The sequence below is a fragment of the Ensifer adhaerens genome, assembly GCF_002007205.1.
Lineage (GTDB): Bacteria > Pseudomonadota > Alphaproteobacteria > Rhizobiales > Rhizobiaceae > Ensifer > Ensifer adhaerens_D.
In genome coordinates this window covers 571,443-597,099 of sequence record NZ_LAZS01000006.1, presented here as the reverse complement: position 1 = coordinate 597,099, position 25,657 = coordinate 571,443, and the positions used below count along the sequence as shown (strand labels likewise).

At 64.3% G+C, this 25,657-nt stretch carries 21 protein-coding genes; 11 read left to right on the top strand and 10 right to left on the bottom strand.

Translation table 11 applies throughout. The features are described from left to right. Positions 1-6: 6 nt before the first annotated feature. The 3 genes from XB14_RS15515 to XB14_RS15505 all read right to left on the bottom strand — a co-directional run bounded on the left by XB14_RS15515 (position 7) and on the right by XB14_RS15505 (position 3,492). Positions 7-411 (bottom strand): YbaY family lipoprotein, encoded by a 405-nt coding sequence (locus XB14_RS15515; protein ID WP_179119598.1) that lies wholly within the window; start codon positions 409-411, stop codon positions 7-9. A gap of 11 nt (positions 412-422) precedes the next feature. Further along, a complete protein-coding gene (locus XB14_RS15510) occupies positions 423-1,631 on the bottom strand; it encodes an acetyl-CoA C-acetyltransferase (RefSeq protein ID WP_077962469.1) in 1,209 nt (402 codons plus the stop codon). 64 nt (positions 1,632-1,695) lie between these two features. Then, complete coding sequence (locus tag XB14_RS15505) at positions 1,696-3,492, bottom strand: acyl-CoA dehydrogenase C-terminal domain-containing protein (RefSeq protein WP_077962468.1); 1,797 nt, start codon at positions 3,490-3,492, stop codon at positions 1,696-1,698. 490 nt (positions 3,493-3,982) lie between these two features. Between XB14_RS15505 and XB14_RS15500 the strand changes: the two genes are divergently transcribed. The 4 genes from XB14_RS15500 (at position 3,983) to XB14_RS15485 (ending at position 10,218) form a co-directional block, all read left to right on the top strand. Then, entirely contained in the window at positions 3,983-7,801 is a 3,819-nt protein-coding gene (locus tag XB14_RS15500) for a peptidoglycan-binding protein (RefSeq protein ID WP_077962467.1), read from the top strand. 340 nt (positions 7,802-8,141) lie between these two features. After that, positions 8,142-9,068 (top strand): sulfite exporter TauE/SafE family protein, encoded by a 927-nt coding sequence (locus XB14_RS15495; protein WP_077962466.1) that lies wholly within the window; start codon positions 8,142-8,144, stop codon positions 9,066-9,068. Beyond that, positions 9,068-9,868: a TIGR02186 family protein gene (locus XB14_RS15490; RefSeq protein WP_077962465.1), complete on the top strand. Its 801-nt coding sequence runs from the start codon at positions 9,068-9,070 to the stop codon at positions 9,866-9,868. The genes XB14_RS15495 and XB14_RS15490 overlap by 1 nt, the downstream gene beginning before the upstream one ends. A 113-nt stretch (positions 9,869-9,981) precedes the next feature. Next, positions 9,982-10,218, top strand: coding sequence for an Lrp/AsnC ligand binding domain-containing protein (locus XB14_RS15485; RefSeq protein WP_034797129.1), 237 nt, complete (start codon positions 9,982-9,984; stop codon positions 10,216-10,218). Positions 10,219-10,269: 51 nt separating this feature from the next. Here the strand turns inward: XB14_RS15485 and pdeM are convergent, their stop codons facing one another. Both pdeM and XB14_RS15475 read right to left on the bottom strand, forming a co-directional pair. Then, complete coding sequence (gene pdeM, locus XB14_RS15480; protein ID WP_143348396.1) at positions 10,270-10,995, bottom strand: ligase-associated DNA damage response endonuclease PdeM; 726 nt, start codon at positions 10,993-10,995, stop codon at positions 10,270-10,272. Between the two features lie 293 nt (positions 10,996-11,288). Beyond that, positions 11,289-13,835, bottom strand: coding sequence for a ligase-associated DNA damage response DEXH box helicase (locus XB14_RS15475; RefSeq protein WP_077962464.1), 2,547 nt, complete (start codon positions 13,833-13,835; stop codon positions 11,289-11,291). A 108-nt stretch (positions 13,836-13,943) separates the two neighbouring features. Here XB14_RS15475 and XB14_RS15470 point away from each other — a divergent pair, with 108 nt between their 5' ends. Both XB14_RS15470 and XB14_RS15465 read left to right on the top strand, forming a co-directional pair. Beyond that, positions 13,944-14,447, top strand: coding sequence for an Rrf2 family transcriptional regulator (locus XB14_RS15470; protein WP_077962463.1), 504 nt, complete (start codon positions 13,944-13,946; stop codon positions 14,445-14,447). Positions 14,448-14,480: 33 nt separating this feature from the next. Continuing rightward, entirely contained in the window at positions 14,481-14,945 is a 465-nt protein-coding gene (locus tag XB14_RS15465) for a carboxymuconolactone decarboxylase family protein (protein WP_077962462.1), read from the top strand. Between the two features lie 99 nt (positions 14,946-15,044). On the opposite strand, the gene XB14_RS15460 is transcribed toward XB14_RS15465, so the two are convergent. Next, the gene (locus tag XB14_RS15460; RefSeq protein ID WP_077962461.1) at positions 15,045-15,680 is read right to left on the bottom strand and encodes a YitT family protein; all 636 of its coding nucleotides are present in this window, start codon (positions 15,678-15,680) and stop codon (positions 15,045-15,047) included. A 106-nt stretch (positions 15,681-15,786) separates the two neighbouring features. After that, complete coding sequence (locus tag XB14_RS15455; RefSeq protein WP_077962460.1) at positions 15,787-16,740, bottom strand: methyltransferase; 954 nt, start codon at positions 16,738-16,740, stop codon at positions 15,787-15,789. 163 nt (positions 16,741-16,903) lie between these two features. On the opposite strand from XB14_RS15455, the gene XB14_RS15450 reads away from it, so the two are divergent. The 3 genes from XB14_RS15450 (at position 16,904) to XB14_RS15440 (ending at position 19,364) form a co-directional block, all read left to right on the top strand. Beyond that, positions 16,904-17,170 (top strand): DUF6460 domain-containing protein, encoded by a 267-nt coding sequence (locus tag XB14_RS15450; RefSeq protein WP_077962459.1) that lies wholly within the window; start codon positions 16,904-16,906, stop codon positions 17,168-17,170. 2 nt (positions 17,171-17,172) lie between these two features. Next, entirely contained in the window at positions 17,173-17,676 is a 504-nt protein-coding gene (locus XB14_RS15445) for a CAP domain-containing protein (RefSeq protein WP_077962940.1), read from the top strand. A gap of 332 nt (positions 17,677-18,008) precedes the next feature. Continuing rightward, positions 18,009-19,364, top strand: a complete 1,356-nt coding sequence (locus tag XB14_RS15440) for an MATE family efflux transporter (protein ID WP_077962458.1) — start codon at positions 18,009-18,011, stop codon at positions 19,362-19,364. Here XB14_RS15440 and XB14_RS15435 read toward each other — a convergent pair. Beyond that, positions 19,340-20,425 carry a quinone-dependent dihydroorotate dehydrogenase gene (locus tag XB14_RS15435; protein WP_077962457.1) on the bottom strand — a complete coding sequence of 362 codons (1,086 nt, stop codon included), beginning with the start codon at positions 20,423-20,425 and terminating at the stop codon, positions 19,340-19,342. The two genes, XB14_RS15440 and XB14_RS15435, sit on opposite strands and share 25 nt — an antisense overlap. Then, on the bottom strand, positions 20,422-20,769 hold the full coding sequence (locus XB14_RS15430) for a DUF952 domain-containing protein (RefSeq protein WP_143348395.1): 348 nt from the start codon (positions 20,767-20,769) through the stop codon (positions 20,422-20,424). Before XB14_RS15430 ends, XB14_RS15435 begins: the two co-directional genes overlap by 4 nt. Before the next feature lie 169 nt (positions 20,770-20,938). Here XB14_RS15430 and XB14_RS15425 point away from each other — a divergent pair, with 169 nt between their 5' ends. Both XB14_RS15425 and XB14_RS15420 read left to right on the top strand, forming a co-directional pair. Then, positions 20,939-21,358, top strand: a complete 420-nt coding sequence (locus XB14_RS15425; RefSeq protein ID WP_077962456.1) for a hypothetical protein — start codon at positions 20,939-20,941, stop codon at positions 21,356-21,358. An 81-nt stretch (positions 21,359-21,439) separates the two neighbouring features. Next, positions 21,440-22,090, top strand: a complete 651-nt coding sequence (locus XB14_RS15420) for a response regulator (protein WP_077962455.1) — start codon at positions 21,440-21,442, stop codon at positions 22,088-22,090. Between the two features lie 63 nt (positions 22,091-22,153). Here the strand turns inward: XB14_RS15420 and XB14_RS15415 are convergent, their stop codons facing one another. After that, positions 22,154-25,657, bottom strand: coding sequence for a PAS domain-containing hybrid sensor histidine kinase/response regulator (locus tag XB14_RS15415; protein WP_077962454.1), 3,504 nt, complete (start codon positions 25,655-25,657; stop codon positions 22,154-22,156).

Sequence of the window (25,657 nt, the reverse complement as noted above, 5' to 3'; positions counted from 1 at the left end):
TCCCCCTCAGTAGAGAATGGGTTCGATCTGCAGCGAGACGTTCGATCCGCCGCTGTAACGTTGTTTGCTGGTGTTGGTGGCGATCAGCCGGCCGTCGCGCTCGACACGGATGCTGAAGCCCGCATCGACAGCCTTGTCGAGTTCGGGCTTCGGCACCTGCAGCACGAAGGGCACGCGGGTGGCCTTGCCGTCGCTGACAACCGAAGTCTCGGCGATCAGCTTGGCGGCGATGTCCATCACGCCCTGCTCCTCGAGCCGGATCGTGACGGTGCCGGCCGGAACCGGGCCGCTCGCGACATTGGAGATCGCACCGGTGAGCGTGAAGCTGTTGCCGCCTTCCTCCTCGTCGGAGACGCAGCCGGCGGCTGCAAGCAGCCCCAGGCCCATCAGTCCGAGAAGGGTGCGGCGCATCACGTCCATCGTCAGACCCTTTCGATGATCGTGGCCGTGCCCATGCCGGCGCCGATGCAAAGGGTGACGAGCGCGGTGTTGAGGTCGCGGCGTTCCAGTTCGTCGAGCACGGTCCCGAGGATCATCGCGCCGGTTGCACCCAGCGGATGGCCCATGGCGATCGCGCCGCCGTTGACGTTGATCTTGTCGTGCGGGATCTCGAAGGCCTGCATGTAGCGCAGCACGACGGCGGCGAAGGCTTCGTTGAGCTCGAAGAGGTCGATGTCCGACAGCTTCATGTCGGCGCGCTTCAGGAGCTTTTCGGTGACGTCGACAGGGCCCGTCAGCATCAGCGCCGGATCGGAGCCGATATTGGCGAAGGCGCGGATGCGGGCGCGCGGTTTCAGGCCCATGCTTTCGCCGCCGGCCTTGGAGCCGAGCAGCACGGCGGCGGCGCCGTCGACGATTCCGGAAGAGTTGCCGGCGTGGTGCACGTAGTTGATCTTCTCGATTTCCGGATGCGCCTGGATGCCGACGGCTTCGAAGCCGCCCATTTCGCCCGGCATCTGGAAGGACGGATTGAGCGAGGCGAGCGCCTGCATGTCGGTGCCCGGACGCATGTGCTCGTCACGGTCGAGGATGGTCAGACCATTCTGGTCCTTGAAGGGTACGACCGACTTCTTGAAGTAGCCCTTTTCCCAGGCATGCGCTGCGCGCTTCTGGCTTTCCACCGCATAGGCGTCGACGTCGTCACGGGTAAAGCCGTACTTGGTGGCGATCAGGTCGGCTGAAACGCCCTGCGGCATGAAGAAGGCCGGCAGGTTGACCGAGGGGTCCATGAACCAGGAGCCGCCGGACATGCCGAGGCCGACGCGCGACATCGATTCGACGCCACCGGCAATGACGATGTCGTCGGCGCCTTGAGCGATCTTGGCCGCGCCGAAGTTGATGGCGTCGAGGCCGGAGGCGCAGAAGCGCGAGATCTGCATGCCGGGCGCGCGGGTGGAATAGCCGGCTTCGAAGGCGGCCGCCTTCGGAATAACCGCACCGGCGTCCATGACCGGATCGACGCAGCCCATGATGATGTCGTCAACGGTTGCGGTGTCGAGGTCGTTGCGGTCGCGCACTGCTTCCAGCATCTTGGCGGCGAGGCGGACGGACGGCACTTCGTGCAGCGATCCGTCCTTCTTGCCACGGCCGCGCGGCGTGCGCACGTGGTCGTAAACGAAGACTTTCGTCATGTCTCATCTCCCTTTCGGCAGCACCATCAGGTGCTGCCCGTCATAACACTAGAAATCGAACGGCTCAGAAAGCGGCCGCGTCGAGCGCCATCAGCGTATCGGCGCCGGTTTCGATGCGAGCCTTGCGCAGGGCCGTTTCCGGCAGGATCCTTTCCATGAAGAAGGTCGCGGTGATCAGCTTGTTCTTCAGATAGTCTGCGCGCGCCGTTTCGCCAGAGGCAAGCTTTTCCTCGGCCGTCTTGGCGATCTTTGCCCACATGTAGCCAAGAACGACGAGGCCGAAGAGGTGCATGTAGTCGGTGGAGCCGGCACCGGCATTGTCGGGCTTGGCCATCGCGTTCTGCATGAACCACATGGTGGCGGCCTGCAGGTCGTTGAGGCCCTTCTTCAGCGCCTTGGTATAGGCGGCGAGCTTTTCGTTGCTGCGGTTTTCCTCGCAGAAGTCGCCGATCTCCTTGAACAGCGCCATGACGGCGCGACCGCCGTTGAGGCCGAGCTTGCGGCCGACGAGGTCGAGCGCCTGGATGCCGTTGGCGCCTTCGTAGATCATCGCGATGCGGGCGTCGCGGACATACTGGCTCATCCCGTGTTCTTCGATGTAGCCGTGGCCGCCGAACATCTGCTGCGCCATGACGGCGTGGTCGAAGCCCTTGTCGGTCATCACACCCTTGAGGATCGGGGTCATCAGGCCGAGGATGTCGTCGGCCGTCTGGCGATCGGCGTCATTGTCGGAGCGGTGGGCGATGTCGGACTTGAGCGCGGTCCAGAGCGTGAAGGCGCGGCCGGCCTCGTTGAAGGCGCGGATCGTCATCAGCGTGCGGCGCACGTCCGGATGCACGATGATCGGGTCGGCCTTCTTGTCCGGCGCTTTCGGGCCGGAGAGCGAGCGGCCCTGGATGCGGTCGCGCGCATAGTTGGCGGCGTTCTGGTAGGCGATTTCGGCGATCGACAGGCCCTGAAGGCCAACGCCGAGGCGGGCTTCGTTCATCATCACGAACATGGCGTTGAGGCCCTTGTTCTCCGCGCCGATGAGATAGCCCTCGGCCTCGTCATAATTCATGACGCAGGTCGAGTTGCCGTGGATGCCCATCTTGTGCTCGATCGCGCCGCAGGAAACGCCGTTGCGTTCGCCCGGCTCGCCGGCGGCATCGAGCTTGAACTTCGGTACGATGAACAGCGAAATCCCCTTCACACCCTCCGGCGCGCCCTCGATGCGGGCAAGCACCAGATGGATGATGTTGTCCGACATGTCATGTTCGCCGGCCGAGATGAAGATCTTCTGGCCGGAGATCTTGTAGGCGCCGTTGCCAGTGGGCACCGCCTTGGTGCGCAGCAGGCCGAGGTCGGTGCCGCAATGCGGCTCGGTCAGGTTCATCGTGCCGGTCCAGGTGCCGGCAACCATCTTCGGCAGATAGGCCTGTTTCTGATCGTCGGTGCCATGGACGAGGATCGCGGCGATCGCGCCCTGGGTGAGACCCGGATACATGGTCAGCGCCATGTTGGCCGACGACATATATTCGCCGACGGCGGTGTGCAGCGTATAGGGCAGTCCCTGGCCGCCGAATTCCTCAGGCACGGCAAGGCCGAGCCAGCCGCCTTCGCGGTAGAGATCAAAGGCTTCCTTGAAGCCCTTCGGCACGCTCACCGAACCGTCGTCGCGGCGCTTGCAGCCTTCCTGGTCGCCGGAAAGATTGACCGGAAACAGGGCCTCCTCGGCAAGCTTGGCAGCCTCGCCGACGATCGCCTCGATCATGTCGGGCGTCGCGTCGGCAAAACCGGGCAGGTTGTTGTAGCGCTCGATGCCGAGCACGTCGTTCAGGATGAAGAGGGTATCGTCGACCGGGGCCTTGTAGATGGGCATTCTTTCCTCGCCTTTGGTGCTTCGGGCCGCCGTGTCTCGTCGTCGACGCCCGGTTGCAGGATGCCGGATGCGCCGCCATCCTCATTGATTCCAGGGCATCTTCCCCCTCCCGTGGCTCCACGGGAAAGAGGGATGCCGCCGGGGCGGTCTCGCATCGTTGGCCGGATGCTACGAAATTTTGACGTTTGCGTAAACGTCAAAAATTGTGCGACGTGCAATTTCGTTGGCGGGCCGGCCTTTCCTGGAGATTCTACGCGGTCCGAGCGCATCCGACGCACGATCCTGCCAAATCGTTAAAAAATCATCCGCAGGTTAACCGCTTGTTTACCACGTTTCGTGAAAGGTGCGTGTTGAGATGGTCAAAGCTGCAACCTGTCCTGGCGTCGCATCGTTGTAGTTTTGCCCGCGTCGGAAGCGCCACAGGGGTGAAGAAAGCAGTTTTCTTCCGTGACGACTTTCGAGATGGCCGACGACAGGGGCGAAGAACACCATGAGCGGATTGCGATCAAATCCTCAGCGCGCAGGCAGCCAGTCCTATAGCGAGCGGCCGTCGCTCGACGCCTTGAACCGCACCATCGAGGGATTGGAGGCGCGGATCGAAGGCCTGATGAGCGGCACGGCCCGCGACCCGGCGCCAAGATCGCCCGAGCGCGAGCGCCAGCCCGCCCGCGAACCGATCCGCGAACCGGTACAGCCCCGTGACGCCGTCGCAGAAATCATGCAGCGCCAGCGCAGCCTCAGCGCGTCGCGCGAGCGTCCGTCGCTTCGCGACCGGCTGCCGCAGCGCGAGCCGGAACGTTATGCCCCTGAACGCCCCGTCGCCGACCGTTTCGTCGAGGAGCCGCGCCCCCAGCTTCATAGCCAGCCGCAGCGCCCGTCCGCGGCCGTCAGCGAAATCGCCGAAGCGCTCGTCGGTTTGCGCCAGGACCTGAAGCGCGACATCACCGACGGCCTGACGCGCGAGATGAATTCGCTGCGCTCCGAAATTCGCGGCATCAAGGCCCAGGCGCAGGATCACAGCTTTGCCGAAGACGTGCGCGGCGACATGCAGCGCCTTGCCGACAGCATCCAGCATCTTGGCCGCCAGGCGTCGCCCGCTCAGGCCGATGCGTTGCGCGGCGATTTCGACGAACTGCGCGCGATGATCGACGGTCTTGCGCGCGAAGACAGCATGCGCCGCATGGAAAACCGCTGGAGCGGTGTCGAAGACCGGCTGATGGCCTTTGATCAGAACCGCGACGACGAGCTGGTCGCGCTCGCCTATCGGCTGGACGAGATCAAGTCGCAGATCGGCGCGCTCCAGGGCAGTTCCGCCGTCGACGCGCTCGAAGACAAGCTGATCGCGGTCGCCCAGGCGATCGAGATGCTGAGCCGCCAGATCCAGCCGGACGATCGTCGCCTCGTCTCGCAATTTGCCGATCTCGACAGCCGGCTCGACGAAATCAGCCGCGCCATCGCCGCCAGCAGCCGCACGACCCCGGGCCTCGATAGCGGCTTCGTCAATCGGCTCGAAAGCCGGCTCGGCGACCTCTCCCTTCAGATCGACAACCTGTCGCGTCCGAACGACGGTGGCCTCGGCGCCCGCCTGGAAGCCCTGACCGTCCGGGTCGAGGATCTCGCCAGCGAAAAGGCGGCCGCCCGCCTGGAAGAGCGCCTCGACCAGCTTTCGCTGATGATGGAGCGCAGCAACAGGACCGCGCAGTCGGACCTCAACGATTACCTGTCGGACATCTCCCGCAAGATCGAGGCCCTCGACCAGGGCAGCGTCAACGATGCTCTGGCTGAGCGGTTGGACTATCTCGCCCGCAGGATCGACGAGCTTGACGCCCATGGCGCCCAGCCTGTTTCCGATCCGCGTTTCGACCGCCTGGAAGATCGCCTCGTCGGTATCGCCCAGCGTCTCGAAGAGACCTACGCCGCGCCGTTCGACGACCGCGCAGCACTTCAGAACCTTGAAGCCCAGATTGCCAACCTGTCGACGCTGGTCAGCCAGCCGCGGGCGGACGTCGCGCAGGGCGCCATGCCCGTCGACTTCGAAAGCCGCATGACCGCGCTTGAGGACTATTTCTCGACCAGCGACGAATACATCGTCGAAGCCGCCCGCCAGGCAGCCGAAGCGGTCATGGAAGCCTATTCCAAGAATAGCCCTGCGCAAACCTCCGGTGGCGACCTGGCCGCGATCTCGGCGCTTGCCGAAGACTTGAGGACGCTTGAGGACTTGAGCCGCTCGAGCGAAGAGCGGACGGCGCGCACCTTTGAGGCGCTGCACGAAACCCTCGTTCACATCGCCGACAAACTGGAGCGGATTGAAAACCGCGAGCCGGCGATGGCGGCCCAGCCTGCCATGGCGGTGACGCGCGAAGCGGTTGAGATGCCGCGCGCCGCCCAGCCGGAGTTCAGCGACCCGTTCGGCAGCGGCGATCTCGATGATCGCTACGACGATCTGCAGCGCAATGTCCGTGCCCTCCAGGCGGAGGACCAGGCCGTCGCAGCCCAGGCCGCCGAACCGGCAACGGCCTTTGCCGACGATGCGCAGGTCTCGACCGTCGAACTCGAAGAGCCGCGCGAACCGGCGGCTCCGTCGCGCACGGGCCTGCTCGCCGGCCTCACCCGGCGCTTTTCCGGCAAGCGCTCCGAACAGGCACCGGGTGAGGCGCGCAAGCTCGTCGAGCCGGCCCCGTCGATCGATCCCTCCGAAATGCTGGCGCCGGAAGAAGCCAACCAGCTGCTCGAGCCGGGCTCCGGTGTTCCCGACGTCAAGAAGATTCTGGAGCGCGTGCGCGCCGGACAGATGAACAAGGCGGGCATCCAGCCGGCCGACGGCGACAAGTCGGACTTCATCGCCGCTGCCCGCCGCGCCGCCCAGCTTGCCGTGGAAGAGGCCGACACGCTCAACAAGACCGGCGACAAGGCAGCGACGGCCGGTATCGGCGGCGCCTTTGCCCGCCATCGCCGGCCGATCCTCATGGCCGTCGGCGCGGTTCTTTTGGCGATCATGTCCTACCCGATGGTCAGCTCGATGCTGAACAAGAAGGAGATGTCGGCCGAACCGGTGGCGGTCATCGAGCAGACGGTCACCCCGCAGGCAGCAGAGTTCAAGGCCGCCGACGACCAGCTGACGCCGAGCGCACCCGTCACGGCACAGGAAGCACCGGTTACCGCGTCCGAAACGGCTGTCGCGGCGCCGCTCGATTCCGTCGAAACGCCGGCGAAGACCCCCGAGGCCTCGATCGCGGTGACCGCGACGACAGTGCCGACGACCACTTTTGCAACGCCCACGGAAGGCAAGGCGCCGATGCTTGCGCCGGTCGCCGAGACGAAGACGCCGGTCACCGAGTTCCAGCCGGCTCCGGCCGCTGCGACGCCGGTGGCGAACGCTTCGCTCGCAAGCGCGCCGGCCGCTGGCGCCGCGATGACCCCGTCGACGACAGCCGCTGCAGCTGTACCCGCCGACATCGTGTTGCCGGAAGGTTTCGGTCCGGTCGCGCTGGTGACGGCCGCCAAGGGTGGCGACCCGCTCGCCTTCTACGAGATCGCCGTGCGCTTCACCGAGGGCCGCGGCGTGCAGGAAAACATGGCGGAAGCCGCGAAATGGTATCAGCGCGCCGCCGATGCCGGTGTGGTGCCGGCACAGTACCGCCTCGCAACCCTTTACGAGAAGGGCACCGGCGTGACGCGCGACGCGGCCAAGGCGAAGGCGCTCTATCTCGCCTCCGCCGGCCAGGGCAACGCCAGCGCCATGCACAACCTCGCGGTCATGCTGGCAAGCGGCCGCGATGGCGCGCCTGACTTTAACGAGGCAACGAAGTGGTTTGCGAAGGCTGCCGAACTCGGCATCCGCGACAGCCAGTTCAACCTTGCGGTCCTCTATGCCCGTGGCAACGGCGTGCCGCAGGACCTGACGGAATCCTACAAGTGGTTCTCGGCCGCTGCCCGCGAAGGCGATCTCGATGCCGGCGCCAAGCGCGACGAAGTTGCCAAGGCGATGAAGCCGGCGCAGCTCGAAAGCGCCAAGGCCAAGGCGGAAGCCTGGAAGGCCGAGCCGGTCGACGCCAAGGCGAACAGCGTCGACGTTCCGGATGCCTGGGTCGGTCCGGCCAACAAGACTGCCAGCGTCGACATGAGCAAGGCGGTTCGCAACATCCAGGCGATCCTCAACAACAACGGCTTCGACGCCGGCAAGCCGGATGGCCAGATGGGCAAGAAGACCGTCGCCGCCATCAAGGCCTTCCAGAAGTCGGTCGGCCAGGAGCCGACGGGCGAAATCACCGAGCAGCTGGTCAAGGAATTGCTGAAACGCAATTCCTGACCCTTGGGCCCAGCGCCGTAATAAAGCCGCAGAGCCGGGCGACACGGGTTGCGGGTGGCGAAGCCATCCGCCATGTGGCTGAAAAGGTTGAAATCTCGGGCTGCTGCATAATTCCTTAATCGGAATCGGGCTAAGGAAGAACCGATGCAGCAATCAAGGTCCGATTTGTGGCCTTGGCACGTCCTGGCGGAAGCGCAACGCTGCAGGAGTGCATGACGGAGGCCGCCTCGCCCTCGGGAGAGGTGCCGGCCCTTCGAATAATCCCTCAATCGTGGTGATTTGCTTGCCACACTAACTGGTTCGCCCGCATCGCGGGCCGTTGGCATATCGAGGATCCGGCGTGACGATCTATCTGCCCATCGCAGAATTGTCGGTGAACATACTCATCATTCTCGGTATGGGCGCTGCCGTCGGCTTTCTGTCCGGCATGTTCGGCGTCGGTGGCGGATTCCTGATCACCCCGCTCCTGATCTTCTATAACATTCCTCCCGTCGTGGCGGTGGCAACCGGTGCCAACCAGGTGGTGGCCTCGTCGATCTCGGGTGCGATTACGCATTTCCGGCGCGGCACGATCGACATTAAGCTTGGCACGGTGCTGCTGTGCGGCGGTCTTGCCGGTGCCACCATCGGCGTCTGGCTTTTCTCGCTGCTGCGCCGCATCGGTCAGCTCGACCTTGTCATTTCCCTGCTCTACGTCGTGTTGCTCAGCACCGTTGGCGGACTGATGCTCTGGGAGAGCATCACCGCCATGCGCAAGGCGGCCAAGAACCAGCAGACCACCCTGCGTCGCCCCGGCCAGCACAACTGGGTGCACGGCCTGCCCTTGAAGATGCGCTTCAAGAAATCGAAGATCTATCTGAGCGTCATCCCGGTCGCCGGCCTCGGCTTCTGCATCGGCATCCTGACCTCGGTCATGGGCGTCGGCGGCGGCTTCATCATGGTGCCGGCGATGATCTATCTCCTGCGCATCCCGACCAATGTCGTCGTCGGCACGTCGCTGTTCCAGATTATCTTCGTCTCGGCCTACACGGTCATCGTCCAGGCCTCGACCAACTACACCGTCGATATCGTGCTCGCCTTCGTGCTGATGATCGCCGGCGTCATCGGTGCCCAGTATGGCGTGCGCGTCGGCCAGAAGCTGCGCGGCGAACAGCTGCGCGCATTGTTGGCATTGCTTGTTCTTGCCGTTGGCATTCGTCTGGCGATCGAGCTCATCATTCCGCCGAAGGACATCTATTCGGTCGTATCCGCGGGGTTCGGCTTCTGATGCGCCGCTTCGCCCGCACAGCTCTTGCTCTACTGGCGCTCGTCTTTGCCGCGTCGGCCCTCGCGGCGATCCAGGACGAGAACGCCGACTTCACCGAGAAGCTGGAGATCGGCATCTCGACCGACGAGATCGCCATCACCTCCGATTTTCGCGGCGCGGACCTGACGATCTTCGGCGCCGTCGACGGCTTCGACCAGAGCCTGCTCGCGCAGGGCCGATACAACATCGTCGTCAGTCTCGAGGGCCCCAAGGACAATGCGACGGTGCGCAAGAAGGAGCGCGTCTTCGGCATATGGGTGAACACCAGCTCCATGACCTTCGAGCTGGTGCCGGAATCCTATTCGCTGTCGTCGACGCGCGATATCGAGACGATCGCGCCGCCCGGCGAGATGGGCAATATGGGCATCGGCGTCGATCACATGCGGCTCGTGCCGCTCGGCTTCGTCGGCGACGGCAGCAATCTCGGCGAGTTCCGCAACGCCTTCCGCCGCATCCGCGAGACCAGCGGCGTCTACGAGCGCGATCCCGGCGGCGTGCAGTTCATCAGCTCCAGTCTGTTCAAGGCGTCGGTGCGCCTGCCGGCGAACGTGCCGAACGGCGTGCATGTGGTACGCGCCTATCTGTTCCGCGACGGCGTCTTCGTCGCCGCCAAGGCGCTGCCGCTGCGTGTCGTCAAGACCGGCCTCGAACAGTTCATTACCCAGGCGGCACACCAGCAGCCGCTGCTCTACGGTCTCATGGCGGTGCTGCTCGCGGTCATCACCGGCTGGGGCGCGAGCCTGATTTTCCGCAAGGAATAGTGACGGGTGATCTTCGCTGACGTTTCCTTTTGCGCGCCGGAGCGCTATGGAAAGGCATGCCGCATGCGTTTCATCAGCGCATGCCGCCGCAAATAAAAAACAGAGGAAGCTCGATGAAACCGATTTTTGTCCAGTTGCAGTGCGCTCCCGGCAAGACCTACGAGGTCGCCGACGAGATCTACCGCAAGGAGATCGTTTCGGAGATGTATTCGACGAGCGGCGACTATGACCTGATCATCAAGGTCTACATCGAAGAAGGCCAGGACATCGGCAAGTTCATCAACGACAACATTGCCACGGTGCCGGGCATTTCGCGCTCGCTGACGACGCTGACCTTCAACGCATTCTGACCGCAAGCGGATCCTCGGCGCGGGAGGGCCGCGTCGTTTTCGCCGCTCTCGTCAGGCGATCAGATTGGCAAACCGCACCGAGTAGATCCGGTCGCGCCCGAGCATGTGGGCGACAAGCTTGCTGCGATCGAAGAGGCCGGTCATGGCCCGGTGCCTGAGATCGAGCCCGCCGGTGGTGACGCCGAAAGCCGGCATCAGCATGCGCGTGCCATCGGTCGCAAAGCAGGCGCGGCGCACGGCTCTTTCCCGTCTCACCACCGTTGCGGCCGGATGCAGATGGCCGGCAATTTCGCCGATGGCCTCGCCGCGCTTCGGCTCGTGCCGGAAGATCAGGCCCGCATGCCTAAGTTCGTCCATCGAGGCGCCCGGCAAGCCGAAAGCGCCGTCCGGGTCGTGGTTGCCGTTGATCCACACCCATTCGCGCCCGTGCGCCATGGCCGCGATCATGTGGCGAAAGGCGTCCGGCATCACCGCCGAGCCGACGCGATCGTGAAAATTGTCGCCGAGGCTGATGACGAGCTTCGGGTCGTGGCGGGTGATCGCCGCTTCGAGCACGCGCAGCGTCGCCAGCGTGTCATAGGGCGGAAGCAGCATGCCGCGCCGGGCAAAGGCCGAGCCCTTTTCCAGATGCAGGTCGGAAACGACCAGCGTTCCGGTCTCCGGCAGATAGAGGCTGCCAAGCGGATCGCAGATCGCCGTGACGCCATTGATGATTGTCTGGGCGTTAAGGAGAGGGGCAGTCGTCTGGGCCGAGAGGGCGAGGCGGTGCATGGTCATGCCACCCTGCTGAGCTGAGGATTGAGCGGCCCAGCACCCCCCTCTGGCCTGTCGGCCGTCTCCCCCACAAGGGGGGAGATCGAGCCGCGGCTGGCCGCTCGCTCCACCAGGAACATTCGTGCAGCAGGTGTATGTTCGCATGGGTATGCGGAGCGAGCCGCACGTATTCTCCCCCCTTGTGGGGGAGATGGCCGGCAGGCCAGAGGGGGGTATGCCGCCGGACGCGACAAGGCCTCCAGAGGAGGGTAATCCACCCGATGCGACAGACCGCTCATCCTTAAACGTCTTTCCTGTCAATCCACATCCAGGCCGCCCATCGCCTCGTGGATCAGGTCGTCGGCGGCTTCCGAAAGCAGGAAGTCCTGCGCCTCGCCCTGAACCATTTCCTTGCCGATCTCCAGCATGACGGGCACCGCCAGCGGAGAGATCCGGTCGAGCCGCCTGTGGGTGATGTGGCCCTTGATTCGCTTCAGCATATCCCCGAGGCGAGCGATGTCCAAAAGCCCCGTTGCCGCGTCGTTGCGGGTCGCTTCGAGCAGCAGGTGATCGGGCTCGTGCGCGTGCAATACGTCGTAAATGAGGTCGGCGGAGACCGTCACCTGCCGGCCGGTCTTTTCCTTGCCGGGATGGCGCTGGTCGATCAGCCCGGCGATGACGGCGCAGTTGCGGAAGGTGCGTTTCAAAAGGAACGATTCATTCAGCCACGCTTCCAGGTCGTCGCCGAGCATGTCCTCGTCGAAGAGATCGGCAAGCGCGCCGCGCCTGAGCTCGAAGGTGGCGCCGAGGTCGTCGAGCGCCCAGACCGCCAGCGAGTAATCCGTGGCGACGAAGCCGAGCGGTTTCAGCCCGGCGCGGTCGAGCCGGCGGGTCAAGAGCATGCCCAGCGTCTGGTGCGCCAGCCGTCCCTCGAAAGCGTAGATGACCATGTAATGGCGGCTGCCGCGTGGAAAGGTCTCGATCAGAAGTTCGTCCTCGCGCGGCAGCATCGAGACGTCCTTCTGCAGCGACAGCCAGTCGCGCACCTGTTCTGGCAGCGCTGCCCGGCGGGCCGGGTCGGCGAGCATCCTGCGCACCTGCTCGGCAAGATAGGTCGAGAGCGGGAACTTGCCGCCGGCATAGCTCGGCACCTTCGGGTCGAAGGTGAAGGCCTGGCTGACCAGGCATTCGTTTTCGCGGATGCCCTCGAAGCGCAGCACCTTGCCGGAGAACATGAAGGTGTCGCCCTGCGAGAGCATTTCGAGGAAGTACTCCTCGACCTTGCCAAGCGGCATGCCGCCGCGGCCGAGCGACCCGCGGGCGTTGCGCTTGACCAAACGCACGTTGAGCATCGGCGATTCGACGATGGTGCCGACGTTCAACCGGTACTGCTGCGCCACCAGCGGATTGGAGACGCGGTAGAGCCCGTCCTTGGTCTTGCGGATGCGGGCATAGCGCTCATAGGTCTTCAGCGCATAACCGCCGGTCGCGACGAAATCGATGACGCGCTCGAAGGTCTCCCAGGCAAGCGTCGCGTAGGGTGAGGCCGTGGTGATTTCATCGAAGAGCGCGAGCGGATCGAACGGGGCTGCGCAGGCCATGCCGAGCACATGCTGGGCGAGCACGTCGAGCGCGCCCTTGCCGACGGGCGGCGTGTCCTGCGCGCCGATATAGTTGGCGTCGAGTGCTGCCTGGCATTCCATCACCTCGAAGCGGTTGGCCGGCACCAGGATCGCCTTCGACGGTTCGTCCATGCGGTGGTTGGCGCGGCCGATGCGCTGGGCAAGACGGCTCGCGCCCTTCGGCGCGCCCACATGCACGACGAGGTCGACATCGCCCCAGTCAATGCCGAGGTCGAGCGTCGAGGTCGCAACGACCGCGCGCAGTCGGTTCTCCGCCATCGCCGCCTCGACCTTGCGGCGCTGGGCGACATCGAGCGAGCCGTGATGCAACGCGATCGGTAGGTTGTCGTCGTTGATCGTCCAGAGCTCCTGGAAAAGCAGCTCCGCCTGGCTGCGGGTATTGACGAAGAGCAGGGTGGTGCCGTGCTCCTTGATCGCCTCGTAGACGTCGGCGATCGCATAGCGCGCCGAGTGTCCGGCCCAGGGCACATGCTCCTCGGTCTTGAGAATGGAGATCTGCGGCTTGGCGCCGCCCTGGACCTGGACGAGGCCGGCATGATTGCGCGCGTCCGGCTGTTGCGGCGCCAGCCATCGCTGCAGATCCATCGGGTCGGCGACGGTCGCCGAAAGGCCGATCGTCTGCAGGCCGGGCGCCAGCCGGCGCAGCCGCGCCAGACCGAGGGAAAGAAGATGGCCGCGCTTGGAGGTGACCAGCGAATGCAGCTCGTCGAAAACGACATAGCGCAGGTCTTTGAAGAAGCGTTGCGCCTCGCCGTTGGCCAGCAGCAGCGCCAGCTGTTCTGGCGTCGTCAGCAGAATGTCAGGCGGATTGAGCTTCTGCCGCTGGCGCTTGGCCGTGGGCGTATCGCCGGTGCGGTTTTCGATCCGCACCGGAAGCCCCATTTCCCCGACCGGCTTCATCAGGTTGCGCTCGATATCGACGGCGAGCGCCTTCAGAGGCGAGATGTAGAGCGTGTGGATGCCGACGAAGGCTGCGCCCGGCGGGATCTTGCCGCGTCGGGTGAGATCGACCAGAGACGGCAGGAAGCCGGCAAGCGTCTTGCCGGCGCCGGTCGGCGCGATCAGCAGCGTGCTTTCCCCGGCCTCGGCGCGGGCGAGCAGCTCCAGCTGGTGCGCACGCGGCCGCCAGCCCTTCTCGCCGAACCAGCGCAGAAAGGGAGCGGGCAGGGTCAGGGCATCGCCCTGCGGCTCTCTGGAATCGATCCTGTTCACGGAGAACAAAGGTAGATCAAATCCGGCAAAAGAGAAGCCCGCCTGCAACCCACGCCAGCGCCTATTGACTCCTGTTCATATCGTAGATAAAAAATATCCACGATTAGGGAGGCGCCCATGAAACTCGGTGACGGGGTCGAGCAGGCCATTCACAGCGTGACGATGCTGAGCTGTCTGCAGCCGGGCAGCACCCTGTCGGCGGCAGCGCTTGCCGAGTTCCATGGCGTTTCCACCAGCTACCTCTTGAAGCACCTGCAGGCGATGTCCGGAGCCGGATTGCTGGAGGCCGTGCCTGGCCCCAAGGGCGGCTATCGTCTTGCGCGCACGCCGGAGAAGATCACCCTGCTCGACATCGTGCTTGCGGTCGAGGGCCCTGAACCGGCGTTCCGCTGCAACGAAATCCGGCTTCGCGGTCCCAATCCTTATGCCTGCAAGCCGACCGCGCCCTGCACCATCAATGTCGCGATGCTGAAGGCCGAGCAGGCCTACCGCGCCGAACTCCGGCGCGTGACCATCGCCAGCATCCTGGACGATCTCAATGCCAAGGATGACGGCAGCGTATCGGCACGAACCGAAGCTTTTCTGGCGATCAACGAACGCAAGTCGTCCGCCAGCGTCTGATCAATCACCCTCGTTCAACCCAAGGAGAAGTCCATGCAGCCGCGTTTCAACTTCGTCAAAGCCGCTCCCGATGCCTATAAGGCGGCCGCTGCCTTCGATAGCTACATCATCAAGGAATCGGGCCTGGAGCCGCGCCTGATCCACCTGATCAAGCTCAGGGCCTCGCAGATCAACGGCTGCGCCTATTGCATCGACATGCATGTGAAAGAGGCGCGCCATACCGGCATGAGCGAACAGTGGATCCACCTGATCTGCGCCTGGCGGGAATCGCCGATCTATGACGCCCGCGAACGTGCGGTGCTCGCATGGACGGAATCGCTGACCAACCTTGCCCAGACCGGCGCGCCCGACGCGGACTTCGAGCCGCTGCGCGAGCATTTCAGCGAGGCCGAGATCACCAAGATCACCATGGCGATCGGCGTCATCAACGTCTGGAACCGCGTCGCCGTCGGCCTGCGGTCGCAGCACCCGGTCGATCAGCCGGTCATGGCTGCCTGAACGTCGCGTGAGTGAAAGTCCAGATAGCCCCGAGGTCCGCTTCGGGGCTATCTGCGTCGCGCTGGAGGGTCCTTTGCGTTCCTATGAACGCACGGCGCTCTAGAGCGCGATGTAGCGGTCTGCGCGGTGGTTGATGGCAACGAACAGGTTGAGCACGACCGCGCCGAGCACCGACCAGGCGACGACCTCGGGCGAGGTTACGCCGAAGGCGAAGACGAGCACGACCATGTCGATCGCCAGCTGCACGAGACCGGCGCGAATGCCGAAGCGTTCCTGCAGATAAATGCCGAGAATGCCGACGCCGCCGAGGCTGGCGCGGTGGCGGTAAAGCGCAAGCAAGCCGTAGCCAAGCAGCAGGCCGCCGAGCAGTGCCGCCCAGGCGGGCTGGATCGTGCCGATCTGGAAGAGGCGTGACTGGATGTCGGTGAGGAACGAGGTCAGGCCGATGGCGATGAAGGTCTTCACCGTGAAGGCCGTGCCGAGCCGTTTCAGCGACAGATAGAAGAACGGCAGGTTGAGCAGGAAGAATGCGAGGCCGAAGTTGACGCCGAACGCGTAGTGCAGGAGGAAGGCGACGCCTGCGGTGCTGCCGGTCAAAAAGCCGGCGCTTGCGAGGAAATAGAGACCGAGTGCTGCAATCAGGCTGCCGGTGAAGATGCCCTGCAGGTCCTCGACGGCCGAGTGCCGGGTTGGGCTGGTATTCCAGAGACCGAAAACGCTGCTGATCTGAGCCATGGCAAAACCTCGATTGCGATGGCCTGAGCAATGCTGCAACGCACAACAACAATCAAGAAAAATATGTCAGTTATGCTGACCTATTTTTGCGACTCTGCCTTGCGTTTTATGCAGGCTTGCGCGCCAGGAACAGGATGCCGAAAACCGGTTCACCGGCATCCATGCGGATGGCCGTGCGCTCGATGGAAAGCAGAGTGAGCCCATGCGCGGAGCACAGTCCGCGGATATAGGCTTCACTGTGGGCGTAGCGCAGTGAAGGGCGCAGCAGGAAATCCAGGTCATCGCCCGCTTCCTCGACCGAGAAGGCGAAATGACCGCCGGGGGCAAGCAGGCGGAGGGTAATGTCGAAGACGCTGTCGAGATTGCCGAGATACATGAGAACGTCGGCGGCGCTGACGAGATCGGCCCGGGCAGGGGCGAAATTGCCGAAGATGCCGGAGGCATCAGGGGAAAGCGAAAGATCGGCGCGGGCCAGCCGATCGTAGGTGGATTTCGCCTCGGCCTTGGCGAGCATGTTGATGGAGATGTCGAAACCTTCGAGGAACTGTGCCTGATCCCGGATGCGTTCGCCGAAGAGGCCGGTGCCGCAGCCGAGATCCGTCACATGCTCGAAGATGAGGCCTCCCGTATGGCTTTGCCCCATATGACTTTGAATGAGCGCCGCGAGCTTCTGCGGCACGGTATAGCCGAGCTTCTCCACCAGGGCCTTGTCGAAGCGGTCGGCATAGTCGTCGAAGAGCCGCTCGACATAGAGGCTCGGCGGCTGCTCCGGCATGGCGGCCGCGCCAAGCAGCGCCAGTTTCAGACCGGCGCCGAAGATGTCTTCGGGGTTGAGTGCCAGTGTTTTTCGAAGCGCGTCGATCGCCGCCTCTTTACGGCCAGATTTTTCTTCATAGTCCGCGAGCCGAAACCAGCCGGCTGCCCAGTTGGGTGCCTGTTCCAGCGCTTGCGCCATGAGTTCGGCCGCACTTGCGGGCTCACCGCCCTCGGCAAGCATTTTTGCGTAGTCGGCGCGGCGGTCGGCGATCAGGTCGCCGGAGGAGAGCTGGTTGAGCGTCATCAATGTGAGATGTTGTTTGCGATCAGCGCTTCTGACGCCGGATGCCGCAAAACACAAGCGGAATCTGGCGCGATCGAAAGAGTGGGCCCCGCTCGCCAGGGGTCGGTGACTTGCGACGCTGCCGATCGCGGCTTATGTGAAGACAAACAGGAGAAGTTCGCGGATGTCGGACGGAATGAACAGGTTCTTGGGTGACTCGCCGCTGCGCGTGCTGGTCAAGCTCATCGTCGTGTCGATCCTCGTCGGCTTCGTGATGAGGATGTTCGGCTGGTATCCGACCGATATCTACTTCGCCGTCCGCAACTTCCTGCTCGACCTCTGGTACACGGGCTTTGCAGCCCTTGGCCGCGTCGGCGACTACCTGCTGCTCGGTGCCGTGATCGTCGTGCCGGCCTTCGTCATCCTGCGTGTCCTGAACTACCGGCGCTGATGATGCAGGATCGTTTTCTTCTGATCGAGCGCCGCGGCCTTCTGCACGCCACCGCCATCCTCTCGCTCGGCGCGCTCGCCGGCTGTACCACGTCCCAGGTGCTGACACCCGCGAGCGGCACCGGCAGCGACCAGACCGAGCCGAGCCTCGGCTATGTCAACAAGCTTCGCAAGGGCAAGGGGCTGACGGAACTCGTTGCCGACCACGCGGCCTCGGTCGCCGCCATGAACCAGGCGGCACGCATGGCCAAGGCTGGCAAGATGCAGCACCTGATCGGCTGGAACGACAGTTTTTACGATCGCATGAAGGGCCAGGGCGTGACGCTTCCGGCCGCCGAAAACATCGCCATGGGCCAGGACGATGCCGAGCGCGCCTATGACGCCTGGTACAAGTCGCCGAAGCATCTCGAAAACATGCTCGGCAACTACCGTGGCCTCGGCGTTGCCGTCGCCCAGAACGCCGCTTCGGGAAACCGCCCCTTCTGGGCGATGGTACTTTCGGGCTAAGCGCTCGGTTCAGCTTACAGTTTGGTTTGGCCCCTCATCCCCCTGCCGGGACCTTCTCCCCGCAGGCGGGGAGAAGGTGGCTTGCCGCAGCCGCACCTTCCCGCAACTACCGTTCGTTTGGACGGCTGCTCCTAGACGGCTAATCCGATCGCAGCTCGGGGTACGGCGTTGCGGCTTGGCTCGTCCCCCCTCCCCGCAGGCGGGGAGAGGGTTAGGGTGAGGGGCTCTGCCGCACTGAGGCGTTTATCGCCACGGCTGCACGGCGCACTTGCATCGGCCTATGCTTATTCCCTAAAACGATCGTCGCCCGCCCATCACGCCCGGACCGTTCGATGACCGCCTCTTCCGTCTCGCCGGGCGATCCCGCCGGCCCCTTTCACGTCACCCACCGGCTGATCCTGGCGATTGCGCTACCGATGACGCTCGGCTTCCTGACGACGCCTTTGCTCGGCCTGGTCGATACCGCCGTCGTCGGTCGCATGGGGCAGGCAACGCTTCTCGCGGGTCTTGCCGTCGGCGCGATCCTGTTCGACCTGATCTTCACCACCTTCAATTTCCTGCGGGCAGCGACCACGGGCCTGGTTGCCCAGGCCTATGGCCGCGGCGACCGGCGCGAGCAGCAGGCGGTGTTCTGGCGATCGCTGATCATCGCGCTCATTTGCGGCACGGTCAGCCTTCTCGTTTCACCGCTTCTCTTGTCCGGCGGCCTCTGGCTGATGGGGCCGGAGCCGGAGGTGGCGGATGTCACCAGCACCTATTTTCTCTGTCGCATCATTTCGGCACCGGCGGCGCTTGCCAACTACGCCATCCTCGGCTTCGTGCTCGGCCGCGGCGAGGGCACGATCGGGCTGATGCTGCAGACGCTGATCAACGGCATCAATATCGTGCTCTCGATCCTGCTCGGTTTGGTCTTAGGCTGGGGCGTGATCGGCGTCGCGCTTGCCACCGTCACCGGCGAGATCGTCGGTGCGCTCGCCGGCTTTGCCATCGTCTATGGCCGCTTCGACCGCAAGGATGCGCCGAGTTGGGCAGAGATCTTCGATCGCGAACGGCTTAAGCCGCTCTTCGGCCTCAACCGCGACATCATGATCCGTTCCTTCGTGCTTCTGGCCGCCTTCACGCTGATGACACGCATCGGCACGGCCTTCGGGCCGGTGACGCTTGCGGCGAACGCCGTGCTGATGACGATCTTCCTCGTTGCCGGCTACTATCTCGACGGTCTCGCCAATGCTGCCGAACAGCTGATCGGCCGCTCGATCGGCGCTCACTACCGCCCGGCCTTCGATCGAGCGCTGCGGCTCACGGCCGCCTGGTCGCTGGGGCTCGCTCTGGTGACGACCGCTGCCTTCCTGCTGTTTGGTGGCGGGCTCATCGATCTCCTGACGACGGCGCCGGATGTTCGTGCGGCGGCCTATGAGTACCTGCCCTGGGCGGCGGTTACGGCGATGACCGGCGCGCTTGCCTTCCTGATGGACGGCGTCTTCATCGGCGCCACCTGGTCGCGCGAGATGCGCAACATGATGGTCGCTGCCTTTGTCGCCTATGTTGCAGCGCTCGCCGTGCTGGTCCCCGCCTTCGGCAATCACGGCCTGTGGGCGGGTCTCAATCTCTTTCTGTTGATGCGCGGCCTGTTCCTGCTGTCGCGGATCCCTGTGAAGGCGCGTCAGACGTTCCGGCCGGCCCAGTAGTCGAGGCGGCTGTCTCTGATATCGCGGATCGAGGTCAGCCGTTCGCGGTCACAGAGGCCCGAGAGGCCGCGCACGATGCGGCCGGGAAGGGACGGGCCCTCATAGACCATGCAGGAATAGAGCTGCACCAGGTCGGCGCCCGCGCGGATCTTCTCTGCCGCCGTTTCCGCCGAGCTGACGCCGCCGACGCCGATGATCGGCAGCTTCGGGCCGACGCGCTTGCGCATGCGGGCAAGCACCGCCGTCGACTTTTCAAAGAGCGGCTTGCCCGAGAGGCCACCGGTCTCCTTTGCCTGGCGCTGGTCCTTGAGACCGTCGCGCGACAGCGTCGTGTTGGAGACGATCAGGCCGTCGAGATCGTGGGCCAGCACTTCGGCAGCGATGTCGTCCATGCCCTCTTCGGTGAGGTCCGGCGCGATCTTCAGGAACACGGGAACGCGCCGGTTGCTGCGCCGCGCTTCTTCGTCGCGCGCGGCAAGCACGGCGGACAGCAGCGCTGCGAGGCTTTCGCGCGCCTGCAGGTCGCGCAGGCCGGGCGTGTTCGGCGAGGAAATGTTGGCGGTGAAATAGCGGGCGACCGAATAGAACGTATGGATGCCGCCGACATAGTCGGCGATGCGATCGGCACTGTCCTTGTTGGCGCCGATATTGACGCCGATCAGCGCATGGCGCGAGCAGGCTTTCAGCCGTGCCAGCGCTGCGCCATGGCCTTCATTGTTGAAACCGAGCCGGTTGATGACGGCCTCGTCCTCGACCAGGCGGAAGATGCGCGGCTTGTCGTTGCCCGCTTGCGGCTTCGGCGTCACGGTGCCGATCTCGGTAAAACCGAAGCCGATCTTCAAAAGCGCTTCCGGCACCTCGGCGTTCTTGTCGTAGCCTGCCGCCATGCCGATCGGGTTCGGAAATTCTATGCCGGCAACTGTCTGGAAAAGCCGCTTGTCGGCCTTGGCGGGACAGTTCGGCACCAGCCCGGTCTTCAAGGCCTTGATCGACAGGCCGTGTGCTGCCTCGGGATCGAAGAGGAAGAGGCCGCGGCGGGCAAGACTGGCAAGCGGATTCATGCGTCAAGTTCCGGGAAGACATGCGCGCCGTCGGCGCCGAGCGGCAGCGGTTTTTCCCAGACCACGGCCGAGAGGAAAAGCGGGGCATAGAGGTGCGGGAAGAGGGCGCCGCCGCGCGACGGTTCATAGACCAGCTCTTCGCCAAGTGCGTCGCCGTCGACGGCGACCAAAAGCAGGCCTTCCTGTCCCTCGAAATAGCGCGCCGCCGTCTCGACGACCTGCTCGGCCGTCGAAAAATGGACGTAACCGTCGGCGAGATCGACGGGTGCTCCGTCGAAGCGTCCGCTACGCTTGGCTTCCTGCCACAGCGAGGCCGGAACGATCTTGTAGATGATGGAACCCATGGTGCCCGTCTGTCCCCGTAATTTTCTGTCGTGGCCTTGCCGTAAATATCGGCGATTGTCCATCGCGGAAGGACGACGATTCGCGCATAATCCGCGGTGAAGACCGATTTCGCTCTTCTCGTTCGCGCACATGTGATGTTCCGACAAGGATCGTAACGGAGAAGATGTCATGAAAAACGCTGCTGCCATACTTCTGTTGGGTACCGGACTGGCACTCGCCGGCGGCGCCAGCGCGCAGGACCCGGCGCCCGGGCGCTACAGCATGCAGAAGTCCGAGACCGGCATCGCCCGGCTCGACACACAGACGGGCGAAGTATCGCTTTGCCAGGAAAAGGACGGGCAGCTTGTCTGCCGCATGGCGGCCGACGAACGCGCCGCCTTCGAACAGGAATTGGACCTTCTGAGCAAGCGGGTCGAGGTCTTGGAAAAGGCGGTCAAAGCCGGTGAAAGTGTCGCAAAACAGGACCTTCCGCCTGAGGAAGAGATTGACCGCGCAATGGGCATCATGGAAAGAATGATGCGTAGGTTCATGGATATCGTGAAGGATCTCGAAGGCAGCGACCCCGCTCAGGAGCCGCAGAAGACCTGAGCTGCCGGATCGACCATGCGGGATGCAGGTCGGCGCGTGGGGGCGCGCAGATTTCAGCCCGGGCTCTTGGGAGGGAGCAGCATGACACCGGACATGACCATCATCATCGCGGACGACCATCCGCTGTTTCGCGGCGCGATGCGCCAGGCGCTCAGTGGCATGGACGGCGCACCCGCAATCGTCGAGGCAGGCGATTTCGCAGCCGCCCGCAAGGCAGCGGCCGATTGTCCGGATGCCGATCTTATGCTGCTCGACCTGACCATGCCCGGCGTCAGCGGGCTTTCCGGCCTGATTGCGCTTCGCGCCGAATTTCCGAGCCTGCCTGTCATGGTGGTGTCCGCCCATGACGATCCGGCGACGATCCATCGCGCGCTCGACCTTGGCGCGTCAGGTTTTCTTTCGAAATCGGCCGGCATCGAGGAAATCCGCGAGGGTATCGAGAAGGTGATGGCCGGCGAGGTCTTCGTTCCCGCCGGCTACGACCAAGCACAGGAATACGAGCCTGAGGTCGCCGACCTGCTCCAGCGCCTGCAGACGTTGACGCCGCAGCAGTCGCGCGTGCTGAGCATGCTGGGCGAGGGCCTGCTCAACAAGCAGATCGCCTATGAACTCGGCGTGTCCGAGGCGACGATCAAGGCGCATGTCTCGGCGATCCTGTTGAAGCTCAATGTCGACAGCCGCACCCAGGCGGTCATCCAGCTTTCGAAGATCGGCACCGTCGCCGCCGCCTGATGCGGCCAGCCTTGGCTTTGTGATTTTCTCTCGTCCCAGGCGGCCCCACAACGTGGGAGCCGTTCATTCCGCAGCCGTTCGTGCCGCCGTCGAAAGTTGCGTCAGCCAGGCGCGCATCGCCGCCGGGCGCACCGGCTTGTTCTGGATCGCGATGCCGTCGCGTTCGGCCGCGGCGCGCACTTCCGGCGAGCGGTCGGCCGTCACGAGCAGCGCCGGCGTCGCTTCGCCGGTCGATGCCCGAATGCGGGCGACCGCCTCGATGCCGGTTCCGTCGTCGAGGTGATAATCGGCGATGACGGCGTGTGGCTTCTCGCCGGGCTGCATGCCGAATTCGGAACAGGCAGAAAGCGATTCCGCCGTGCTGACGATGCAGCCCCAGCCGGAAAGCAGCACCCGCATGCCCTCGAGGATCCGGGGTTCGTTGTCGATGCACAGCACGCGCAGGCCGGAGAGTGCCTCGCTCGCCTTGTTTTGCGGCACCGGACGGACAGCGACCCGTTCGCCGGCGCTCGCGTCGAGGGGCAGCGTCACCTTGAAGGCCGTACCCTTGCCGGGCGTCGATTGCAGGCTGACCGGATGGTTGAGCACGCGCGAGATGCGATCGACGATCGAGAGGCCGAGGCCAAGGCCGGAAGCCGTGCGGGCGCCTTCGTCGAGCCGGGCGAACTCCTTGAAGACGGTGCGGAACTTGGAAGACGGAATGCCGATGCCGGAATCGAGCACCTCGATCGTCGCCATCGCACCGCGCCTGCGCACCCCGACCAGCACCTTGCCGGCCAGAGTGTACTTGATCGCGTTCGAGACGAGGTTCTGCACCACGCGGCGAAGCAGATTGGGATCGCTGCGCACGACGAGCGATGTCGGCATGATTACGAGTTCGAGGTCCTTGGCACGCGCCATCGGCGCAAAGTCGGTCTCGATCCTTCTGAGCAGGTCGTTGAGGGGGACGGATTGTATCCGCGCCTTCATGGCGCCGGTGTCGAGGCGCGAAATATCGAGCACGGCGCCGAGAATGGCTTCGACCGATTCCAGCGAGGAATCGATGTTTTCGACCAGCGTGCTGTTGTCGGACTCCCCGAGCCGTTCGACCAGCGACGAGGAGTAAAGCCGCGCCGCGTTGAGCGGCTGCAGGATGTCGTGGCCGGCGGCGGCGAAGAACCGCGTCTTGCCTATGTTTGCCTCTTCCGCGGCTGCGCGCGCTTCGGCAAGCTCCCGGTTCACGCGGGTGAGTTCGCCGGTGCGTTCGGCGACGCGCAGTTCCAGCGTCTCGTTCGCCTGCTTCAGCGCCATGTCGGCGGCGACCCGCTGGGTGATGTCGGTATAGGTGGTGACGATGCCCTTGTCGGGCATGGCGTTGGTGCGCACTTCGATGATGCGCTCACCATTGCCGAGTTCGAGCAGGAAAGGCTTGTCGAGTGTTAGGAAGTTGGCGATCAGCCCCTTTTCCTGTTCCTTGCGGATGTCGCCGCGCCTGGTGAGGGTGGCGACGATGTCGGCAAGCGGGAAGCCGACCTGGCCGGCGGCCTCCGGCAGGTCGAGAAGCTGGCGGAAGCGCCGGTTCCAGATGATCAGGTTGTTGGCATTGTCGAAGACGGCGATGCCCTGGTCCATCTGCGCAAGCGCGGTGTTGAGCATATCCTGGTTGTATTGCAGTGCCTCGCTTGCCTGGTCGAGCAGCCAGGCCGTTTCGGACGATGTGTCGTCGCCGCGCTGCAGCGTCAGGGAAAGCACCAGCCGGGCCGAGGACGAGCCGATGGCGCTGCCGAGCAGTTGCTCGGAGAAGTGCACGACCGCCATGTCGGCAGGCGCATTGTCGTCCAGCCAGCGGCCGGTCTGGCGCTCATAGGTATGGAAGGAGCGCTGCATGCGTTCGGCGCCCATGTAGCGCGCGATCGTCGCCTTGAGGTCGCGCACGGTGACCTTGGTCTTGCGGCCGCGAAAGGCGCCTTCGGTTCGCGATCGCCGGGTGATGAACACGCCGGCCTGGAAGCGCTCGATCGGTTTCGGCGTGCGCGTCAGCGATCCGAGAACATAGGTGGCGCAGTTGACGAGCAGGCTGAGTGCCGTGGCGTTGACCAGCGGATCGGCGTTGGGGCCCGAGAACATATCGGTGAAGGGCAGAAGAAAGCTTAAGACCGTCGTCGCCACATGGGAGTTGTCGGGCCCGCCGAGGCTCGGCAGGAAGAGCAGATAGGCCCAGACGAGGAAGCCCGAGACCATGCCGGTGATGGCGCCGCGGGCATTGGCCTGTCGCCAGACGAGACCGCCGAGCAGCGCCGGCGCCATCTGCGAGATGGCGACGAAGGAGAGAAGCCCGAGCGAGGCGAGACCGGCGCTGATATCGGCGGAGCGGTAGTAGCCATAGCCAAGCAGAAGCACGACGAAGATCGCCGAGCGGCGGATGTTGAGCAGCGTGCCGGCCAGGTTCTCCTGCAGGCCGCCGCGCTGGCTGAGATTGCGGCGCAGGAATACCGGCATGACGATATCGTTGGAGATCATGATCGACAGCGCCACGGATGCGACGATCACCATCGCGGTCGCCGCCGAAAAGCCGCCGATGAAGGTGATCAGCGTCAGCACCGGCAGCCCGTTGGCCAGCGGCAGCGTCAGGAGATAGAGATCCGCGTCGCCGGAGCCGGAGAAGGTGAGGATGCCGGCTATCGCAATCGGCAGCACGAAGAGATTGATGCCGATCAGATAGAGCGGAAAGAGAATGCCGGCGGTGCGAAGCTCGCCTTCAGTGCGGTTCTCGACGACGGTCACATGGAACTGCCGAGGCAGCATGATGATCGCGAAGGCCGAGGTGACGATCAAGAGCACCCAGCGGGCGATCGGGGTCTCGTAGGAAAGCGCCGACTGCACAGCCGGGCTTTCTGCCGCCAGCGACCAGAGATGGGCGGGGCCGTTGAAAATGACGAAGACGATGTAGAAGCCGGCGGTCACGAGCGCCACGAGCTTGACCACCGATTCCATTGCGATCGCGAGGATCAGCCCGTCCTGGTGCTCCGTCGCATCGGTGTGGCGTGTGCCGAAGACGATGGCGAAACATGCGAGGAACAGGGTGACGAGCAGGGGGAGATCGATGAAGCTCTGCCCCGCGCCGATGCCGTAGTCGCTGGTGTTGATCATGGCGGCGACCGAACTCGAAATCGCCTTCAGCTGCAGCGCGATATAGGGAATGGCGCCGACCAGCGAAATCAGCGCGACGATCGCGGCCACGGCTGGGTTCTTGCCGTAGCGCGCAGCGATGAAGTCGGCCACCGATGTCAGCTTCTCGGTCTTGGCAAGGCGGATGATCTTGCGGATCAGCGGCATGCCGAGCGTAAACATCAGGATCGGGCCGATATAGATGCCTGTGAATTCAAGCCCGCGTTCGGCCGCAAGCCCGATGCCGCCGAAATAGGTCCAGGAGGTGCAATAGATGGCGAGGCTGAGCGCATAGACGAGCGGTCTGCCCTTCAGCGCAGCGCTGTTCCTCCTGGCCCGCCGGTCGCCATAGCTTGCCACTGCAAAGAGCAGCAGCAGATAGGCGAAGGCCGAGGCAAAGATGACCGAACCCGAAAGCAT

Coding starts and splice junctions, on each gene's coding strand:
- XB14_RS15510 (WP_077962469.1), bottom strand. CDS start 1,631: ATGACGAAAGTCTTCGTTTACGACCACGTGCGCACGCCGCGCGGCCGT.
- XB14_RS15465 (WP_077962462.1), top strand. CDS start 14,481: ATGCAGCCGCGTTTCAACTTCGTCAAAGCCGCTCCCGATGCCTATAAG.
- XB14_RS15435 (WP_077962457.1), bottom strand. CDS start 20,425: ATGAATCCGCTTGCCAGTCTTGCCCGCCGCGGCCTCTTCCTCTTCGAT.
- XB14_RS15440 (WP_077962458.1), top strand. CDS start 18,009: ATGACCGCCTCTTCCGTCTCGCCGGGCGATCCCGCCGGCCCCTTTCAC.
- XB14_RS15445 (WP_077962940.1), top strand. CDS start 17,173: ATGCAGGATCGTTTTCTTCTGATCGAGCGCCGCGGCCTTCTGCACGCC.
- XB14_RS15490 (WP_077962465.1), top strand. CDS start 9,068: ATGCGCCGCTTCGCCCGCACAGCTCTTGCTCTACTGGCGCTCGTCTTT.
- pdeM (WP_143348396.1), bottom strand. CDS start 10,995: ATGACCATGCACCGCCTCGCCCTCTCGGCCCAGACGACTGCCCCTCTC.
- XB14_RS15505 (WP_077962468.1), bottom strand. CDS start 3,492: ATGCCCATCTACAAGGCCCCGGTCGACGATACCCTCTTCATCCTGAAC.
- XB14_RS15415 (WP_077962454.1), bottom strand. CDS start 25,657: ATGCTTTCGGGTTCGGTCATCTTTGCCTCGGCCTTCGCCTATCTGCTG.
- XB14_RS15420 (WP_077962455.1), top strand. CDS start 21,440: ATGACACCGGACATGACCATCATCATCGCGGACGACCATCCGCTGTTT.
- XB14_RS15500 (WP_077962467.1), top strand. CDS start 3,983: ATGAGCGGATTGCGATCAAATCCTCAGCGCGCAGGCAGCCAGTCCTAT.
- XB14_RS15425 (WP_077962456.1), top strand. CDS start 20,939: ATGAAAAACGCTGCTGCCATACTTCTGTTGGGTACCGGACTGGCACTC.
- XB14_RS15470 (WP_077962463.1), top strand. CDS start 13,944: ATGAAACTCGGTGACGGGGTCGAGCAGGCCATTCACAGCGTGACGATG.
- XB14_RS15460 (WP_077962461.1), bottom strand. CDS start 15,680: ATGGCTCAGATCAGCAGCGTTTTCGGTCTCTGGAATACCAGCCCAACC.
- XB14_RS15455 (WP_077962460.1), bottom strand. CDS start 16,740: ATGACGCTCAACCAGCTCTCCTCCGGCGACCTGATCGCCGACCGCCGC.
- XB14_RS15450 (WP_077962459.1), top strand. CDS start 16,904: ATGTCGGACGGAATGAACAGGTTCTTGGGTGACTCGCCGCTGCGCGTG.
- XB14_RS15515 (WP_179119598.1), bottom strand. CDS start 411: ATGCGCCGCACCCTTCTCGGACTGATGGGCCTGGGGCTGCTTGCAGCC.
- XB14_RS15485 (WP_034797129.1), top strand. CDS start 9,982: ATGAAACCGATTTTTGTCCAGTTGCAGTGCGCTCCCGGCAAGACCTAC.
- XB14_RS15430 (WP_143348395.1), bottom strand. CDS start 20,769: ATGGGTTCCATCATCTACAAGATCGTTCCGGCCTCGCTGTGGCAGGAA.